Source organism: Psychrobacter sp. 16-MNA-CIBAN-0192 (assembly GCF_040309565.1).
Lineage (GTDB): Bacteria > Pseudomonadota > Gammaproteobacteria > Pseudomonadales > Moraxellaceae > Psychrobacter.
Map to the genome: position 1 here is coordinate 67,771 of NZ_JBEOOX010000004.1, position 19,392 is coordinate 87,162.

Genomic DNA, 19,392 nt, shown 5'->3' on the forward strand with positions numbered 1-19,392 from the left:
GCTATTAATAAGTAGTAAAACAGACTTACCCTCTATCTATAAAAACGGTCTAAAGCTTAAACCGATAAGTTGTTAAATAGCTTATATATTTATTTACGAAAAATTGCTATTGGTAACACTACAGACAATAATCGTTAATATTGGGCTTAAGGATAGGGCAGCTATATGACAAGCAGATGACATACCTGTCATTCAATCCGTTCATCATTCATCTGGGGTAATGACAAAGTAGACTTAAAATAGCGCATAAAAAAAACATGCTAGAAGCATGTTTTTTTATAACAATCCAAACTTATCTACGTTTAACTCACGTTATCCCACATTTTACTTAGGCGCTTTGGTGATACCGCCATGCGCGTTTTCATGGGCTGAGCAAACAGTTGAATACGATATTCTTCCACCATCCAGCGATAGTCACTAATTTTTTCGCTATCCGCACGACCGGATAAACGCTCCATATGTAAATCGAGCGCATAAACGCCATCCAAATCTGCCTCAATATTGTGCTCAAGGCGCTCAAGACGAATCTCCAGTGCTTCTAAATAACGTGGATACTGCTGCCAATGGCTATAATCCATCCGATACACAAAGTCGGCAAGATGCAAGTCTTCCAACTGGTCTTCGATATCATCAATGGATTCGCCAAAAATTTCACGATCCATCATTAACAGCCCTTGGCGAATACGTTGCCAGCGCGTATAGACAGTTTTAAGGGTCTTAATGACCGCTTGTCCGGTTAATAAGAACTGTTGCAGCACGACTTCAGCCGTTTTTTGATACTCTTCTGCCGTAAATGGTAGCTCTTCAGCCAATCCCACTGCGATATTATCGGCATTTTCCGGCAAATCTGCACTGTGATCAAACAGCACATAATGCTCTTCAATTGTGGCATCTAACGCAGCATCAATGACGATGGTTTTTAGCTTTTCCATATCGCCAAGCGGTGCAAATGCCAGCTTAAATACCGCATCAACTTGACTGGTTAGCTGTTTTTTCTTAGCGCCCAGCTGCTTTTTAATGAGCGTTAAAACGCCAATTCGATGCGCTTGCAGCGCGGCATTAACGTCAGTATATTGATGAATAGATACTGCCTCACCAGATTTATCCGTCACCAACGCAGCAAATTGCTTCATCACAACACCTGCGCTATGATGATTTTTACTAAACTTAAAGTGCTCAGGAAAACTACTATGCGCGCCTTGCTGCTCATTCACCGCTTGGCGAGTTTCACTGGCATGACGGATTTGCAAGGTTTGCAGGTCACGACCTTTTTCGATAATGCGATTCTTATCATCGACCACACAGATTTGCGGTTGTAGATAACGGTCGATAGTCGACGGATTAAAGCTATCAGGCGTCACCGACATAATCCCGCGACGATTGAGCGCTTGGCATAACTGCTTAAGCAATCCTTGTGATTGCGCCGGTTGTAGCTCATCAAATAAGCTGTCAGCAGTATCAGGGATTGGTACGATTTGGCGGCGAATCTCTTTGGGTAACGACTTAAGTAATTGCAATACCAGCTCAAAGCGCCAACCGGGTACGCCCCATAGTAGCTCAATCGCATCTAACTGCGGTAGCGCGACAAGCGGCACACGAATAGTCACGCCATCGTCATCACTTGCCGGATCAAAGATATAACGCAGCGGCAATTTCAAATCGCCTAACTGCCAAACTTCAGGAAAGTCGCCTGTGGTTGGCGCTTGGCTATTTAACACATCTTCATCAGTGAAGAATAAATGCCTAGTGTCTGTTTTTTCTACCTCGGCACGCCAATCTTCAAAGGCTTTACGACTGGCAATATGCTCAGGGATTTTTTTATCGTAAAACTGATACAGCGACTCTTCATCGACCAATAAATCACGTCGGCGCAATTTGTCTTCAATACGCTCAATATCGGCAATTTTATCCATATTATGCTGTAAAAATGGTGCCGCGCGACCCAAGTTACCCGTGACCAGACCATCACGAATGAATATCTCGCGCGATTCAACCAAATTAACTTGTTCATAGTTGGTCAGCTGCTTGCCAATAATAATCAGCCCGAATAAACTAATCTGTGCGTAGGCTTTGACGCGACCGGTTTTTTTCGACCAGTGCGGCTCAAAGTAATGGTATTTTAATAAGTTACCAGCCGCTGAAATAATCCATTCCGGCTCAATCTTAGCAACGGTACGCATAAAGACTTGTGATGTCTCTACCATCTCAAACGCCATTACCCAAGGCGGTATTTGTTTAAAAACCGTACTTGCTGGGAAAATTTTGGTTTTTTGCTGACGCGCTGCTAGATATTCGCCGCGATTTTCGGTTTTATGGGCAATAATAGATAATAAGCCTGTTAATAATGCGCGGTGCAAATTGGCATATTTAACCGCTTTTAACGCTTCATCATCGACGCCAGTTGGATCACTATTGGCTAATTCATCATTTTTAGCACTGTTTTTAGTATTAGATTTAGTGCTAGCATCATCAGTCAGCTTAAGCTCGGTGACCATTTGCACCAATTGCTTATGGGTTTGATGCCATTCACGCACACGCGGAAAGCTCAGGTAATTCTTTTTGGTAAACTGTTTGCGCTGATTACCCGACAGCCTATTGCCGTCATCGTCTTTCTCAAACAGCGCTTTCCATAAACTTAAATAAAATAAGAAATCGGAATCGTCTTGACGAAATTCGGCATGTTTTTGATCCGCTTGCGTGCGTTTATTCGCAGGGCGCTCACGCGGGTCTTGCACGGCAAGAGCGGCAACGACAATCAGCATTTCACGAATACAGTCAAAATCACTACCTGCAACCAGCATACGTGCCAGCCTTGGATCGATGGGCATACGTGCCATTTGCTGCCCGATACGGGTCAGTTTTAAATGATCTAAACCTTGGCGTTTTGACTTGCTGTTTGTAGTACCGGTGCTACTGACGTCTTTGTCATCTTTTTCGGTAATCGCACCCAGCTCATTGAGCAGCTTATGCCCATCCGCAACCAAGCGACTGTCAGGTGGCTCGATAAATTCAAAATCATCAACACTACCTAAGCGCAAATTAGCCATTTGCAAAATAACGGACGCCAAGTTAGTACGCAGAATCTCCGGTTCGGTAAATTCGGGGCGACCAGTAAAATCTTCCTCACTATAGAGACGAATACAAACGCCCGGTGCGACACGACCACAGCGACCTTTACGCTGATTGGCGGCAGCTTGGGCAATGGCTTCAATCGGTAGCCGCTGGACGCGTGAACGGTAGGAATAACGTGAAATACGCGCGAAGCCTAAATCAATGACATAACGAATACCGGGCACGGTCAACGCAGTCTCAGCAACGTTAGTGGCAATAACAATACGGCGACCACGACCAGACGGCTGGAAAATACGCTGTTGCTCTTCGTAAGTTTGCCGTGCAAATAATGGTAACACTTCCGTATGCTTGGGTCCGTGCCGTTCAATGACTTCTTGTAGCTCACGTATTTCAGCTTCGGTCGCGGCAAAGATTAGAATATCTGCCTGATCGGCATGACCTTTATTTTGCGCATCGCTAAAGCATTCCTCTACGGCGGCGACCACCGCACGTGGCAAATTCTCTTCAAAGTCATCATAACTGTCGTCATCTGTACTGGTCACTGGCTCATCAGTGAGCGGACGATAACGCACTTCAACCGGAAAGCTGCGCCCTTCGACATTAAAAATAGGTGCACCAACTTTACGCTTTATCTTGGCATCATAATGGCTAAAGTACTCGCTAAAACGTTTGGTATCGAGTGTCGCTGAAGTAATAATAACTTTTAAATCAGGACGTTTGGGTAGCAGTTTTTTAAGGTAACCCATAATAAAATCAATGTTCAGGCTACGCTCATGTGCCTCATCAATGATAATGGTATCGTATTTACTTAGAAACCGATCATGACCTAGCTCAGCAAGTAAAATACCATCGGTCATCAGCTTGACTACAGATTGCGCAGTCCCTTGCTCATTAAAGCGAATTTTAAAGCTAACAGTATTACCTAACTGCTCGCCCAACTCTTCGGCAATTCGGTTTGCCACGCTACGGGCTGCTAATCGTCTTGGCTGAGTATGTCCTATCTGACCACGTATCCCGCGCCCTGCCAGCATGGCAAGCTTCGGCAACTGCGTGGTTTTACCCGAACCGGTCTCACCGGCAACGATAATCACTTGATTGTCAATAATCGCTTGAATTAAATCATCAGCACGTTGGCTAACGGGTAAATCAAGATTTAGCTTCGCTGGCAAATTCGCCGGAATGCTATCTATGCGTGCTTGTACCGCTTGCTGTGAGCGGGTCTTCAGTTTTTCAAAATTAGCACGTTTTTTAGTTAAATTTTCAGCAGGCTGCTTAGCAGAAGCGGCACGTTTTAGCTCACGCTCAAGACGGCTAAGATAATACTCATCTTTAGCAAGTACAGGTAAATCAGCAGTAGAAATAGCGTTTTTAGCTATTGTATCTGCTTGATGTTTATTATTCGCATCAGCGCTTAGACTTTCTGTTTGGGCATGATGGGCGTTTTCTTGAATATTTTGCAGAGTATTAGGCATATTTGCTTAGGCTATTTATTGTTTGGAAGTAGTTAGATTATGGGGTTAATTGAACTATGATTCAAGTTGTGGTTGTTTCAGTGCTTTACGCTTAAAATATAAAATTCATAAAGTCAAAATAGAAAACCCCAAGTTACCGCTTAATAAATGCAAGCGACGCTTAGGATTTGGCTATAATTATACAAGAAACACTTATATCATTAATATTTTAAGCAGCACTCGTACGACTATAACGATTCACGCCAGCGACAATCGTCTGCTCAATCACCCTGTCATCACCCATCATCATTAACACAAACAGCTGCTCACCAAGCGTTTTGGTCTGTGCCATTCGGCGTTCCAATAGCGGCGTTGCTGCCATATCAATGACCACGAAATCCGCTTCTTTATTTTGCATAAAGTTACCGATTTTATCGTCTAATACTAACGATTGCGCATTGCCAAGCGTGATTTGATACAATCCTTGATGCGCAGACAAGGGATTACTTTGTAATTGCTGAACCTTATACGCCTCGGACAAGGTAGTCAGCATCGATAAGCTCGTACCCGCACCCACATCAGTAGCGATACTCACACCCGTATAACTTAAAGTTTTAGGCAAATTAAACAGCCCACTGCCTAAGAATAAATTTGACGTCGGGCAATGAGCGATTTGTGTGCTCGTTTCTCGCAGCCGTTCATATTCGGCAGTCTCAAGATGAATACCATGCGCCAACGTCGTACGGCGACCCAGCAAACCCATGTCATCATAAACGTCTAAATAGCCTTTATGATTGGGATATAGGGTACGCACAAAAGCAATTTCATCGTGATTTTCCGCCAAATGCGTTTGCATATAAACACTGTCATAACTGGCATATAACTCGCCCGCCATTTGCAATTGTTTGGGCGTTGAAGTGATGGCAAAGCGCGGCGTAATCGCCACATGCTGACGCCCGCGCTCATGCCATTTATCAATAATATCTTGCGTATCACGAATGCCTTGCTCAGTCGGCACACACAAATTGGCAGGCGCGTTTTGATCCATCAACACATTACCGGTAATCATACGGGTATTCAGGCGCTGACTTTCGGTAAAAAAGGCTTCTACAGATTGAGCATGGCTGGTAGAAAATACTAAAGCGCTTGTTGTTCCATTAGCAAGCAGCTGATTTAAAAAGAACTTGGCTGTGTCCTGCGCAATCTGTGGATCAGCAAAGGTTGCTTCAGTGACAAAGGTATAGTTATTGAGCCAGTCAAGCAACTGTTCACCGAAAGCAGCCATCATATCAATTTGTGGATAATGGACATGGGTGTCAATAAAGCCGGGCATGATAAGCTTATTTTTATAGTCATGAATCTGAACGGGTTGTTGACCCTCTTTAGCATGAGCATATTCAGTTAATATAGTCTCACTACTACCATAATCAACAATTAAACCCGTCATATCATCGACAACAAGTGCACCATTAGCGATATATTCAGGATACACATTCACGCCAGCAACCACAGGCATAAGCGTGACACCTTTATCAACTATTGGCATTTTTGGTAAGCGCTTAGCCACATCATCTTCGGTAAGATAATGTAGCAATTGGGCTTGGTAGATATGTAGGGTCATGGATATACCTCTTAGCGCTTTAGTAATACCAAGCTTTTAAATGTTGAGTTATGAGAGTATAAATTAAATTAATTGTGCAACCACTATGCTATAGCTGATGATTGTACTGTTGTAAAATCTGAGCAGCGATGGAAACAGCAACTGTCATCGGCTCTTTGCCACCGATTGGCAGACCAATTGGCATGGTTAAGTTATCAACTACTTGTTCACTATAACCGCGTTGAAGTAGGCGATCTTTAAAACGTTTGGCTTTGGTTGCCGAGCTAATACAGCCAATATATGGCATTGAATTTCGTGGGTTATCATTTGCTAAACTACTATCAATAGCCGCACGTACCAAATCAAAATCAAGGCTATGGTCATGCGTCATAATAAGAATAAAGCGCTGACTACCTTGTTCGTTAAATGGTTCAATAAAAGGTCGTACAAAATCAACAGGCTCATCACTAATATGCGGTCGAATATGCGCAGGAAGTTGGTAAAGAGTGGGTGTATCTAAACCATTTAAACCTTGCTGTAAACTTTCTATTTTCTGCGGTTTATTAAGTAAATAAGGTTCGAACATCTCAGGACGACTGTCTACCCAATCCACTTGGCAAGGCAACTCGGCAAGTATAGTCATGAGTGCTGCTGCAACATGTCCAGCGCCAAATACTAATATCGACAGCGGTGGCGTCACATTAAAGCATTCAAACATAACAGTGACACTACCGCCGCAGCACTGTGCTAGCTTCGCGCCAAGCGGATAATGCTTGGTATAAATAGCATCGCGGCGAACGGCTTTTTTATCTGTCACCTGTTTTGATACGGTAGCTTCTACCTCACCATTGAGCAATTGTCGCGCAGTGCTCATCACATCATGTTCAAGTCCACCGCCACCCAGCGTATCGCAGCAACTATCTTGTGTGATAATCATCTTTGCTTGTAAAGCGCGCGGTGCTGAGCCGTTGACGGCTGCGATAGTCGCCAACACATGGGCTATACCCTGCTGCTGATACTCTGCTAAACCGTCATACCATCGGGTTGGGGGCATCAAAGAGTTTGCGCTGATGAATGCGGTCAATGACTCACTCACTATGCGCCGGTCCTCTAGCCGTTGCGACATTCGGCTGCTCTATTGCTTCAGGCTGCTCATCAACCAATTCTCCTTCAACCTCAGGTGGCTTAATATCATTGGCATGACGCACTTGTTGCGGTTCGACTTTATCATCATCAACACCACACACATCATTTTTCGTTAAGCTCTTAACAGTATTCTTATCAACCTGGATATCAATATCCCATGCCGCACCCTCCATACGCATGACCGCTTTTAGCACCGCTTCTGGCGTAGCAGGCATGGTAAGCTCTGGATTTTTTTGATAGTCAGCTAAACTTGCTACCGCATTATTAATGGCACACCACACACTGGCAGCGAGCATAAAGGGCGGCTCACCGACGGCTTTTGAGTTATAAATAGTCTGCTCTTCATTTTTACGATCAAACAGCTTTACGCTCCACTGTTTTGGCAGGTCATGAGCGGTTGGGATTTTATAATTCGCTGCGGCATTCGATGCTAACTTACCAGTTTTATCCCATGTCAGCTCTTCTGTCGTTAACCAACCCATACCTTGCACGAAGCCACCTTCAATTTGACCAATATCAATCGCTGGATTAATCGACTGTCCGACATCGTGTAAGATATCGCAGCGCAGTACCTTGTATTCACCCGTCAAAGTATCAATCTCGACCTCAGCGCACGCTGCGCCCAAGGCAAAATAAAAGAAAGGACGACCCCATGCTTTTGAGCGGTCATAAAATATCTTCGGCGTTTTATAATAGCCCGTAGACGATAGGCTGATACGATGTTGATACGCGAGAAGAATCATCTCAGCAAAGGTAAAGGCTTCCTTGTCACCGATATAAACGTGATTATTCTCAAAGCGTATGGCTTCTGGCGCGACCTCAAAGTGTTCAGCAGCAAAGTCAATAATACGACCTTTAATCGTTAAACAGGCATTTTGCGCTGCCTTACCATTAATGTCCGTCCCTGACGAAGCGGCAGTTGGCGAGGTATTGGGTACTTTATCAGTGCGTGTCGCGGATACTTTAACGGTATCTAAATCGACATCAAATTCATTGGCAACGATTTGGGCAATTTTAATATATAACCCCTGCCCCATTTCAGTGCCGCCATGATTGACATGAATGCTGCCATCAGTATAAATATGAACCAGTGCGCCGCCTTGATTTAAGGTTTGCACAGTAAAGGAGATACCAAACTTCACTGGCGTTAACGCCAATCCAAAGCGGATATCGCTGCCGTCTTTTTCAGCTTGTTTATTTTTCTCAGTAATTTGCTGACGGCGCTGATGGTAATTACAATCATCAGCCAAATTTGCCATCAAAGTCGCTAAATCAAAATGCTCGATTGGCTGTCCATAGTGGGTGCTTTGACCATTTTGATAAAGGTTATTCAGGCGCACTTGTAGTGGGTCTTGCCCTAAAGTATAGGCGATATGATCCATCATATATTCAGCGGTCATCACGCCTTGTGGACCACCGAAACCACGATATGCGGTATTCGATACTGTATGCGTTTTACAGCGATGACCAGCAATATTTGCCGCTGGATAATGATAGGCATTGTCACAGTGAAACATGGCGCGATCGACAATAGCATCAGATAAATCAGGCGAATAACCACACAATCCTGCCAGCTGCATATCAACACCGACAATTTTGCCATCGTCATCAACACCGACATCATAACGGTTGGCAAATTCATGGCGTTTGCCTGTCACCACCATATCATCTTGCCGATCAAGGCGCATACTGACGGGTATATTATGGCGCTTAGCAACGATGGCACAAAAGCACGCCCACGCCGCTGCCTGCGTCTCTTTACCTCCAAAGCCGCCGCCCATTCTGCGCACGATGGCATTGACTGCATGAAAAGGTAAGTCTGTCACTTCAGCAACCAGCTGCTGCACTTCACTCGGATGCTGCGATGAGGTATAGACTTCAAGCCCGCCATCATCACAAGGGGTCACATACGCCACTTGTCCCTCTAAATAAAAATGCTCTTGTCCCAGCATATGAATGTGCCCAGCAATACGTGTCGGTGCATTTTTTAGCGCTTCTTCGGTATCACCACGCTGCATAAAATGGCTAGGACGCACAAAATGGTCTTGCTCAAGAGCATCTTCGATATTTAAAATTGCAGGCAATGGCTCGTATTCGATAACAGCTTTTAAAGTGGCTTTTTTTGCGGCACGGTGACTGGTTGCTACCACCAAAAATAGCGTTTGTCCAACGTATTCTGTAATTTCATCGACCATTAACGGATCGCCATCAAAGACAGGTCCGATATCCGTTTTTGCTGTTAAATCCTTAAAGGTAATGACATCAATCACGCCATCAGAAGCTTTTACTGCTGATAAATCTATGCTTAAAAGGCGTGCATGCGCATGACTGCTCTTACCAACGGCTAAATGCAACGTACCCTGCGGCTTCAAAATGTCATCCACATATGTTGCCGTGCCCATCACGTGGCTACTGGCGCTGTCATGCTTGGCTGAAGTACCAATCTTACTTTTGGGTGGACGCACGCGGCGGATACTGTAACTATCAAATAGGCTAGAATGATGGCTCATAGTTATTCTCTTTTCGTTACTCTTGCAATAAGATTCTTTTTTTATTGGTATTAATGCTATAGCGATTTCATAATGATCAAACGCTAATTTTATGCGATTTCATTTTGCATACTTTCTATTAATTGTTTGCCGCATTTAATTAACAAACGCTGCATCACGTGCATGCGATATTCACGGCTCGCTCTAACATCAGTCATTGGCGAGACATCTTGTGGCAATACTTGTGCTGCCTTTTTAAAACTAGCAACATCAATAGGTTGATTGATAAGTGCTTGCTCACAGTGAGTTGCTAATAGTGGTATCGCTGCCATACCGCCTAGACCGAATTTTGCATTATTAATTGTCATGCCATCTGCTGAAAGGGCAATTTTTGCGGCAAGTAGACAAGCAGAAATATCATCTTCGTAACGCTTACTAATCTTGTGAATAAATAAATGCTGATTGTCTTGCATCAATGGAATATGAAGGGCAACAATATAGCTACCAGCGCGCAGCTTGGTCTTTTTATAATCCAAAAAGAACTCAGCTAACGGTATGATTTCATCAATAGTATTTTTGCCACCCTCATCAACAATATCACAATGACGCAAATGAATACGCGCCTCTAACGCCAATAAAATCGGCGGCAAATCACCAATTGGTGACGCATTAGCGACATTACCACCAATAGTGCCCATATTACGGATTTGTGGCGAAGCAATACGTTCGAACAAGTTTGCAAATTCAGGAAAATATTGCTCAAGCACTGGTAGCATGTTGTGATAACTCATGCCAGCGCCAAGAACTAACTCTTGAGAGGATGATTGAGAGTTAGCAGTGTCTTCGATATCAGCCAACGACCAAAACTTTAATTCCTCAACAGCGGACAGCTGAACAATGACGTCATGGTCGACTAAGTGCTGCGTGATGCTTAAGCCTAAATCCGTACCACCTGCCCAAATAGTCGCTTTGGGATTTGCCGCTAAAACTTTATTTAGCTCATCAATAGATTGTGGCATAAATAATTGTCGTAAGCCTTCGGTGAGTGCCGGTTCTATTCTTCCTGTTTTAGAAATTGACTCTTTTTGATTTGTATTTATTTGAGCATTTGCCATCGCATCCGTGGCTAGGTTTATAGTTAAGTTTTTTACTTCTGTTTGATCGGTATCTCGTTGCTGACCAATTTTTCCCATCATCAAACCTGCATCTATAATAGGTCGGTAGCCTGTACACCGGCATAAATTCCCTGATATTGATGCGACAATATCGTCATAACTCAAATTATTATCATTTTGTTTATCAATGGCAGCATTTTGACCTTTTTGCAGACGTTTATTTTCATACACACTGGCAAGCGACATCACAAATCCTGGAGTACAAAAGCCGCACTGTGAGCCATGACATTCGACCATGGCCTGCTGAGCCGGATGCAAGCGCGCACGCTCTGGATGATTCTCAGGATTATCCGCTAAATAAGATGCCGTCATCACATGATGACCATCCATTAGCGACAATAATGTGATACAAGAATTTAGCGTATAAAAAGGCTTTGGTTTAGAATTATTCGCGTCACCCATTGGCAACCGCTGCGCCATGACCGTACAAGCACCACAATCGCCACTGCCGCAGCCTTCTTTGGTATCCGTCTGGCGCACATGCAGACGTAAGTACTCAAGCACGGTGGTATTAGGATTAAGATGGGTTAGCTCATGGCGCTTCCCGTTCAGATAAAATTTAATCATAGCAATACTCGGCTGTCAAAATGAAAGGGAGATAAAAGAATGCTTTTATCTAATCGAATAATAAAATGTTAACAACCAATATCTCAAAAGATAGACGCACGTCAATGCACCGCCTTTAAGGTAGTATTTGATAATTATGAACATAAAATTTATACGATGATGCTCATCATACCTACATCAATACTGAGAGTTATACATGTATTGAATAAGCTGACTGCCTATATGACTACTGACTCGCTCAGGCTTAATCGAAGTGAATTTTGGACTTTAGTATTTATTGATAATATCACCTCATCAATAAAAATAAAAACAAAAGTATAGTTTTTTGTTACTTATTTTTAAAACGGAAAACGTCTTTAATCATAGAAAACCTATCCTTGGTTAGTGGCAACGAACTAACTTTCCTTGTTAGTTATAGAAAATTATCACTTAAAAAATAATCACTTAAACAATAATTACTAATCTATTGATGAGCCATTGTGTGATGGCTAAATAACTACAGAGTTAACTTATACTAGCAGCATACTTATTTAACTTGCAACTTAAAAAGCATAACTTCTAAGCTAGAAATAAAATAATGTGGCGAATCGAAAAAAACCTATGAACGCAGTCGGTTTCACCATTTCACAACGTAAGAGCCACTCTTAAAAGGATAAGCCATAAAAGGCAATCAATCCTTATTCATCATTGCATGAAAAATAAGTGCTGACTGCTAATTTTATAGCTTACTCTAATATTTGACGTTGGACAAATGGCTGCCATATCCACTCATCGCTACCGACTATCTATTCCGTTCCCAGCTCAAGCAAACTGGCATTGCCACCAATCGCAGTAGTATTAATGGTTCTGACCCGTTCGGTGACAAAACGATATAGATAATCAGGCGCTAGCATTTCTACTAAGCCGACCATATCTGTGATCGCAATTACTTGCGTCAGGATACCATCCGTACTTGCCAGCGTTTTGCTGATGGCTTGCACCTCAGCGCGACTACCAACGACAGCAACTTGAGCCAGGCGATCGATATGCAGCAAAGTGACGGTTTGCGAATCATTGGCAATGCTAATTACATCTTCACTAACGCCCGCTTGATACAGCGCCTTTACTGCAGCAATGCACATCTCATCTTGGCTTGGACAATGTAGAATCACCTCATTACCAGTTAGCAATGCAGCAACCAATTGTCCCAGTATTGCCATAGTTTTGGCAGATTCACCGCCAATAACCATGGTTTTACCACGTGCGGTGACATATAAGTCATTAGACTCGCCTGTTGCACCAATCATATGCTGCACGTCATCAAGCTTTGGTGCAAAGCTTAACAAATGAGCAAACAAGCGCCGTGCTTTATTGGCATTACCTGTCAGCAGTGCCAATTTAGGCAACGCGACTTCAAGGTAACTTGCGCGTTCAATGGCTGTCAATAATCGCCAAGCTTCACAAATTTGAGCATGATTTTCTTTAAATTCAGTCGCCATGTTGCTACTCCTTATGCGATATCGGCTTGAATAGAGAATGAAACGCTGTCTGCGCTTACTAAAGGCTCAGTGATTAGATGCATTAAACGGGCAACATAATGTGGACCACCCGCTTTGGGACCGGTTCCTGACAAACCGCAGCCACCAAAGGGCTGGACGTTGACTATCGCCCCGATTTGATTACGATTGATATAAGTATTTCCTACCAGCGCGCGGCGCTCGATATGTTCAACGATATTTTCAATACGGCTATGAATACCTAAGGTTAAGCCAAAACCCGTTGCATTAATAGCATCAATCAGCTTATCCAAATCGCGTGCTTGATAGCGTAAGACGTGCAATATAGGACCGAAATGCTCACCGCCGATGACATCGATACTTTTTACTTCAATCGCAGTTGGCAATACAAAAGTAGCATTGTCTTCACTGACTATCGAACTGGCACTCATCGTTGCTTGCGCTAGAATATTGGCAGTTGGCTCAGCTTGCATACGTTCAATATGCGCCTCAAGCCCCTTTTTGGCATCGTTATCAATGACTGGTCCGACGTCAGTAGTGACCTGAGTAGGATTGCCCACGACCAATTCAGCCATCGTGCCTTGAAGTAGCTCGATTAAGCCTTCCGCCACTTCCTCTTGTACGCAAAGGACGCGACATGCTGAACAACGCTGACCTGCTGAACCAAAGGCGGATAGTACCGCATCGCGTACCACTTGCTCCGGTAAAGCCGTTGAATCAACAATCATGGCATTTTGACCGCCCGTTTCAGCGATAAATACCGGCAGCTCGCCGCTGAGTTGCTCATGACTATTAAGGCTTTGGTTGATACGTTGAGCCGTTTGCGTCGAGCCAGTAAATATTACACCAGCAATGTTATTTGCTGTGGTTAATGCTCCACCCACGTCGCCAGCGCCGGTCACAAACTGTAATGCTTCTGCTGGCACGCCTGCCTGATACATAAGCTGTGCGCCAAAATGAGCAATTAAGCTGGTTTGTTCAGCAGGTTTAGCAACCACTGTATTACCTGCTGCCAATGCCGCAACGATTTGCCCAGTATAAATCGCTAATGGAAAGTTCCATGGGCTGATACACACAAACGTACCGCGCGCTTTATAGACTTGATGCAACGGCATGCCGGATAAATCAGTAATTTCGTGCATGATGCCATCGAGACGCTCAGCTTCATCGGCATAAAAGCGGCAGAAATCTACTGCTTCTTTAATCTCATCAATACTGTCTTGAATCGTCTTGCCTGCTTCTACCTGACATAATGCCATTAATTCAGCATAATTTTCTTCATACAAATCGGCTATTTTTCGCAAAATAGTCGCACGTTGCGATGCCGATACTAATTGCCATGCCTTTTGTCCAGCCACTGCTGCATCTATCGCTTGTTTGGCAACGTCAGCATTGGCATAACGTACGTCACCAGCGATAACGTCATGGTTCCAAGGCGCACGTACTTTATGGCTAGCAAGGTTCACAGAGACACCATCTACTACAGACTCACTGACTACTTGTCCATTAATAATAGGTGCTGCTGACCACGTTTTATTTAACTGCGCATCAATCGCGGCTTTAAACGGGTGCCACTGTGACTCAACAAAGATATTGGGACCGAAACTTGCAAGGCGCGAGCCATATATATCCAGCGGTAGTGGAATATCGGGATTGTGTAAATGATCATTCGCCAGCAGCTTGTCATACGGATGCACGACCAGCTTATCAATCGGATAAGACTTGTCTAATAGCTGATGGACAAAGGAGCTGTTCGCACCATTTTCCAATAAGCGTCGTACTAAGTACGGCAGCAAATCTTTATGGGCACCAACCGGTGCATAGATACGTACCGGAATATTATAGGCTTGCAAAATATGGTCGTACAGCGCATCGCCCATGCCATGTAGGCGCTGAAACTCAAAGTCGCGGTGCGTACTCATGGTCATCACGGTTGCAAGCGTGTGGGCGTTATGGGTAGCAAATTGTGGCCAAATTAGCCCACGCAAATGCTCCGATAATAAGAAGCGTGCACACGCTAGATAGGCGGTATCCGTACCTTCTTTACGCGTCCAGACTGGATAGCCAGATAGCCCTTTTTGCTGAGCAAGTTTAATCTCCGTATCCCAATATGCGCCTTTTACTAAGCGTAATGGAATACGGTCGCCAACTTCCGTAGACAAACGCGCCAGCCATGCAAAAATCGCAATTGCACGTTTTGAATACCCTTGCACCACCAAGCCCAAACCATCCCAACCGGCGGTTAACGGATCACGATATAGCGACTCAAATAATTTTAGTGAAATCTCAAGGCGATCCGCTTCTTCGGCATCAATACTTAAATCCACATTCACTTCACGAGCCGCTTCAATCAACAGCAAGCAACGTTGACGCAGTAAGCCCATCACTTGCGCTTCTTGCGTGGCTTCATAGCGTGGATGCAGCGCGGACAGCTTAATAGAAACCGACGGCTTCGGCATACCGTCTTTTACTTTTATATTAGCCGTTGACTTAATAGCATGCAGATAGTCATTAAAATACTTTTCTGCATCGCGATTGGTAATTGCCGCTTCACCAAGCATATCGAATGAATAGGTATAACCTTTATCACGATAATTTTTACTATTCTTATTGGCGTCTTCAATGGTCTCGCCCAATACAAATTGATGTCCCATAATGCGCATGGCTTTTTGCATTGCGGCACGAATCATCGGCTCGCCCATCTTTTTGGTCATTCGATCCAAAAATCCTGACGCCGTCGTACTGCTATCAATGCTGACCACACGACCGGTCATCATCAGCCCCCATGTCGAGGCATTGACAATCAAGCCGTTGTCATCGTTTAAATGCTTTTTCCAATCTGCCACGCTCATTTTGTCACGAATCAGCGCATCCGCCGTATAGTTATCTGGCACACGAATCAATGCTTCCGCCAAGCTCATGAGCAAGATACCTTCTTGGGTATCAAGACTATATTCTAGCAATAATGAATCGACCATTTTCACCGCTTTGCCGTCATTGCGCACGTGCTCAACAAGTTTGCGTGTTTGTTCAGCTGCTGCCTCACGCTCAGCATCAGTCGGTTTAGCAAGTGGCAATAATGCCGTCAACCAGCGGTCTTCATCAGCACTATATAAAGGCGAAATACGCGCATACAGCTCAGCCGCTGACTGCTTGATATAATCTGGCGCAAGCAAATCAGTTGGATTAAATAAAATCGGTTCTTGCGGGGTAAACTGATCTAAGGGGTTCATACCAACTCCGTAATGGTCATATAGAGGATTAACATAAGCAAAATAGTATTTACACTTCTGAAAGTTAAATATGCTATTCAATTATGCAAAGGCAACAACGATCAGCTAAGCGGCATTAGTGCCTTCTTCTTGTTGGTCGTGAATAAAATCAGCTCAGGAGATGTTTGCTTGATTACTCTTTATTGATGCCTTCTTAAAGAACAAATAAAGCATATTTAGCAAAAAACTGTGCGCTGATTTACCGCTTATTCACTATAAGAAAGACCTCTACGGCGTTGATTGAGGTGATGCGCTTAACTCGATTATGGTATCACGGAAAACCGGTGCAAACTAATGCAATCATTTGGCTGCATACGCGCGTATAGCTTTTAAAAACAATTAGTTACCATAATCTTACTAATATATGGTTCCAATCATAACTTTTTGTTTGCTATTACCTAACTCACCTATTTTTTAGTACTGATTCATGACTTTGCTTTATTGTTCTTAATATTACTTTTATAAATAAATATTTTGCATTTTCCAAAAAAAACCTTCTTATCATCATTCGATAAGAAGGTTTTTTAATTATTTTCACTCTTTATAAAGCGCTATATTGCAAATACTATGATTCTACATTATAAAAAATTCCGCTTTGTACTATAAAAATATAATTTTTGATAATAGCACTAACGTTAATATCCATACCGGAATGCTTACTTCCTCATATCTGCCCGTCAATAACTTAACCGCAGTAAAGGTAATAAATCCTAAGGCAATACCATCAGCAACTGAATAGGTTAATGGCGTAAATAATAACACCACAACCACCGGAGCAGCTTCGGTTAAATCACTCCATGCGATATCTTTTAAAGTGCCCATCATAAGTACGGCAACGTAAAAAATAGCGCCCGCGGTAGCATAAGCTGGAATCATACCTGCCAGCGGCGCAAAGAAGGTGCTGAGTAAAAACATCACCCCAACTGTGACCGCCATCAAACCAGTGCGCCCACCTGTGGCGATACCTGACACACTTTCAATATAACTGGTCGTTGAAGAAGTACCTAATAAAGTGCCGGCTACTGTTGCCGTTGAATCCGCAAGCAGCGCTTTACCCATGTTGGGAATTTTACCGTCTTTATCAATAAGACCTGCCTGACTGGTAGTCGCAATCAATGTACCTGCCGTATCGAATAAATCGACGAATAAAAAGGCAAAAATGACACTGATCATGCCCACATCAAAGGCACCAGCAATATCCAACTGCATAAGCGTCGGCGCAATAGATGGCGGTGCTGACATGATACCGGTAAACTGGGTATGACCCGTTAATAAGCTGATTAACGCTACTAGTAAAATACCAATGGTCACAGCACCCGGTACTTTTCGATAAGACAAAGCTAAAATAACAATAAAGCCTAATGCTGCCATTGCGGGTGAAAACGTCGTCATGTCACCAAGACCGACCAACGTAGCGTCATTATTGATAATCACGCCTGAGCTTTGTAGCGAGATAAAGGCTAAAAAAGCACCGATACCAGCAACAACGCCCTGTTTTAAACACATGGGAATGGCATTAATAATCACTTCACGAATCTTAAATAAGCTTAGCAAGACAAAAATACAGCCAGACAAAAAGACCGCGCCAAGTGCGGTTTGCCAAGCGTAGCCCATGCCGAGCACCACGCCATAAGTAAAGAAGGCATTGAGACCCATGCCCGGTGCCAGTGCGACTGGCAGGCGAGCATAAAGCCCCATAATAAAGCAGCCGATTGCCGCAGCAAGACAAGTTGCTACGAAGACCGCGCCTTTATCCATCCCCGCTTCTGCCAAGACATTAGGGTTAACAAAGATAATATAAGCCATCGTTAAAAACGTGGTTAATCCGGCTAAAACTTCTGTTTTGACCGTGGTATTTTCACCGTTAATCCCAAAATAGCGTTCAATTGCGTTCATGAGCATCGCTTCCAACTGGAGAGTGAAAAAGTTACAAGTAGTAAAAATCAAGAAAATAATGTCAAAAAACTGATATTCTCGTCAGAAAGCTATCGTAACAAAGATTAACATTTTAGAGAATATTACCTACAAATTCAATAAATACCCCTACTCATAAAATAAGCTTAAAAATAACAATCATTCGTTGTTATAATATTATTAAACAATAGTAAGCTAATGCTTAATAGTGGTTAATCGTTAATAAAAGCAAGAAAGCTGAGTATTAACCATATTAATAAATGACCTTTCATAGTTTTCGCAGTACACTAGCAGGTTGTAAACAGTGCACGCTCGCTATTCTGCGTAGTGTTAGCGCTACGGCATACCTTTATATTCTTATTTTATCCTTTATAAAGCTTCGTTATTAGAAATTTGATTAATAGCTTGCGCTGATTTAAGTGCGCGCTATATCCACTTAAATTGGTTATTGTTCATCGTCAGTGAGTCCGTTATATGCCTGAATCTTTAAATATTATTGACCTTATTACCCAAGCCAGCCTATTAGTAAAGATTGTGATGGGCTTATTATTGCTCGCATCTTTGGTCAGTTGGGTGATTATTTTTCGCCTAAGCGCGCGCTTAGGAACTGCTAGAAACTTTGATGAGCAGTTTGAGACATGGTTTTGGTCAGGTGAGGATTTAGCCAAGCTGTATCAAGGTATTCAAGGCTCGCCTGATCGCCAAGGACTTGAGCAGATTTTTTATGTCGGCTTTTCTGAATATCTAAGAATGCATAAAAAACGCCAACCAAAAGACGATATCATTGATGGCGTTGAGCGCAAACTACGCGTAGGACTTGGGCGTCAGCAGCAGCAGCTCGAGTCTGGTATTGCAACCCTTGCCAGCATTGGTTCTGTCGCCCCATATGTCGGACTATTCGGTACAGTTTGGGGCATTATGAATGCGTTTTTAGGACTGTCACAAAATGAGCAAGCATCGATTGCTACTGTTGCCCCGGGCATTGCTGAAGCCCTTATCGCTACGGCAATGGGTCTATTTGCCGCTATTCCTGCGGTACTCGCTTACAATCATTTTACTTCTAAATCAAGCCGTCTGTATGATTCGCGTGCGCTGTTTTGTGATGAGATGACCGGTATGTTGCAGCGCGAAACCAGCACTGAGCATCCTACTATTGTGACCGCCACCACCCAAGTTGCCAAAGCCAGTCAGGTTGCAGGACGCTAATATT

Annotated in this window: 9 protein-coding genes; 1 reads left to right on the top strand and 8 read right to left on the bottom strand. The window is 43.5% G+C overall.

The features are described 5' to 3' along the window. Positions 1–302 precede the first annotated feature (302 nt). From hrpA to AAEY78_RS04940, 8 genes are all read right to left on the bottom strand, one after another. Positions 303–4,544: an ATP-dependent RNA helicase HrpA gene (hrpA, locus tag AAEY78_RS04905; protein WP_352337806.1), complete on the bottom strand. Its 4,242-nt coding sequence runs from the start codon at positions 4,542–4,544 to the stop codon at positions 303–305. A 208-nt stretch (positions 4,545–4,752) separates the two neighbouring features. Beyond that, on the bottom strand, positions 4,753–6,144 hold the full coding sequence (gene guaD, locus AAEY78_RS04910) for a guanine deaminase (RefSeq protein ID WP_352337807.1): 1,392 nt from the start codon (positions 6,142–6,144) through the stop codon (positions 4,753–4,755). An 88-nt stretch (positions 6,145–6,232) separates the two neighbouring features. Further along, positions 6,233–7,219: a xanthine dehydrogenase accessory protein XdhC gene (gene xdhC / locus AAEY78_RS04915; protein ID WP_352337809.1), complete on the bottom strand. Its 987-nt coding sequence runs from the start codon at positions 7,217–7,219 to the stop codon at positions 6,233–6,235. After that, a complete protein-coding gene (gene xdhB, locus AAEY78_RS04920) occupies positions 7,212–9,779 on the bottom strand; it encodes a xanthine dehydrogenase molybdopterin binding subunit (RefSeq protein WP_352337810.1) in 2,568 nt (855 codons plus the stop codon). Before xdhB ends, xdhC begins: the two co-directional genes overlap by 8 nt. A gap of 89 nt (positions 9,780–9,868) precedes the next feature. Further along, on the bottom strand, positions 9,869–11,500 hold the full coding sequence (gene xdhA / locus AAEY78_RS04925) for a xanthine dehydrogenase small subunit (protein WP_352337811.1): 1,632 nt from the start codon (positions 11,498–11,500) through the stop codon (positions 9,869–9,871). Positions 11,501–12,285: 785 nt separating this feature from the next. Beyond that, positions 12,286–12,978, bottom strand: a complete 693-nt coding sequence (locus tag AAEY78_RS04930; protein ID WP_352337813.1) for an aldehyde dehydrogenase family protein — start codon at positions 12,976–12,978, stop codon at positions 12,286–12,288. A gap of 11 nt (positions 12,979–12,989) precedes the next feature. Then, positions 12,990–16,229 carry a bifunctional proline dehydrogenase/L-glutamate gamma-semialdehyde dehydrogenase PutA gene (putA, locus tag AAEY78_RS04935; RefSeq protein WP_352337814.1) on the bottom strand — a complete coding sequence of 1,080 codons (3,240 nt, stop codon included), beginning with the start codon at positions 16,227–16,229 and terminating at the stop codon, positions 12,990–12,992. Between the two features lie 639 nt (positions 16,230–16,868). After that, positions 16,869–18,164, bottom strand: coding sequence for an NCS2 family permease (locus tag AAEY78_RS04940; protein WP_352337815.1), 1,296 nt, complete (start codon positions 18,162–18,164; stop codon positions 16,869–16,871). 492 nt (positions 18,165–18,656) lie between these two features. On the opposite strand from AAEY78_RS04940, the gene tolQ reads away from it, so the two are divergent. Next, positions 18,657–19,388 carry a protein TolQ gene (tolQ, locus tag AAEY78_RS04945; protein WP_352337817.1) on the top strand — a complete coding sequence of 244 codons (732 nt, stop codon included), beginning with the start codon at positions 18,657–18,659 and terminating at the stop codon, positions 19,386–19,388. Positions 19,389–19,392 lie beyond the last annotated feature (4 nt).

Coding starts and splice junctions, on each gene's coding strand:
- hrpA (WP_352337806.1), bottom strand. CDS start 4,544: ATGCCTAATACTCTGCAAAATATTCAAGAAAACGCCCATCATGCCCAA.
- guaD (WP_352337807.1), bottom strand. CDS start 6,144: ATGACCCTACATATCTACCAAGCCCAATTGCTACATTATCTTACCGAA.
- xdhB (WP_352337810.1), bottom strand. CDS start 9,779: ATGAGCCATCATTCTAGCCTATTTGATAGTTACAGTATCCGCCGCGTG.
- xdhA (WP_352337811.1), bottom strand. CDS start 11,500: ATGATTAAATTTTATCTGAACGGGAAGCGCCATGAGCTAACCCATCTT.
- AAEY78_RS04930 (WP_352337813.1), bottom strand. CDS start 12,978: ATGGCGACTGAATTTAAAGAAAATCATGCTCAAATTTGTGAAGCTTGG.
- putA (WP_352337814.1), bottom strand. CDS start 16,229: ATGAACCCCTTAGATCAGTTTACCCCGCAAGAACCGATTTTATTTAAT.
- AAEY78_RS04940 (WP_352337815.1), bottom strand. CDS start 18,164: ATGAACGCAATTGAACGCTATTTTGGGATTAACGGTGAAAATACCACG.
- tolQ (WP_352337817.1), top strand. CDS start 18,657: ATGCCTGAATCTTTAAATATTATTGACCTTATTACCCAAGCCAGCCTA.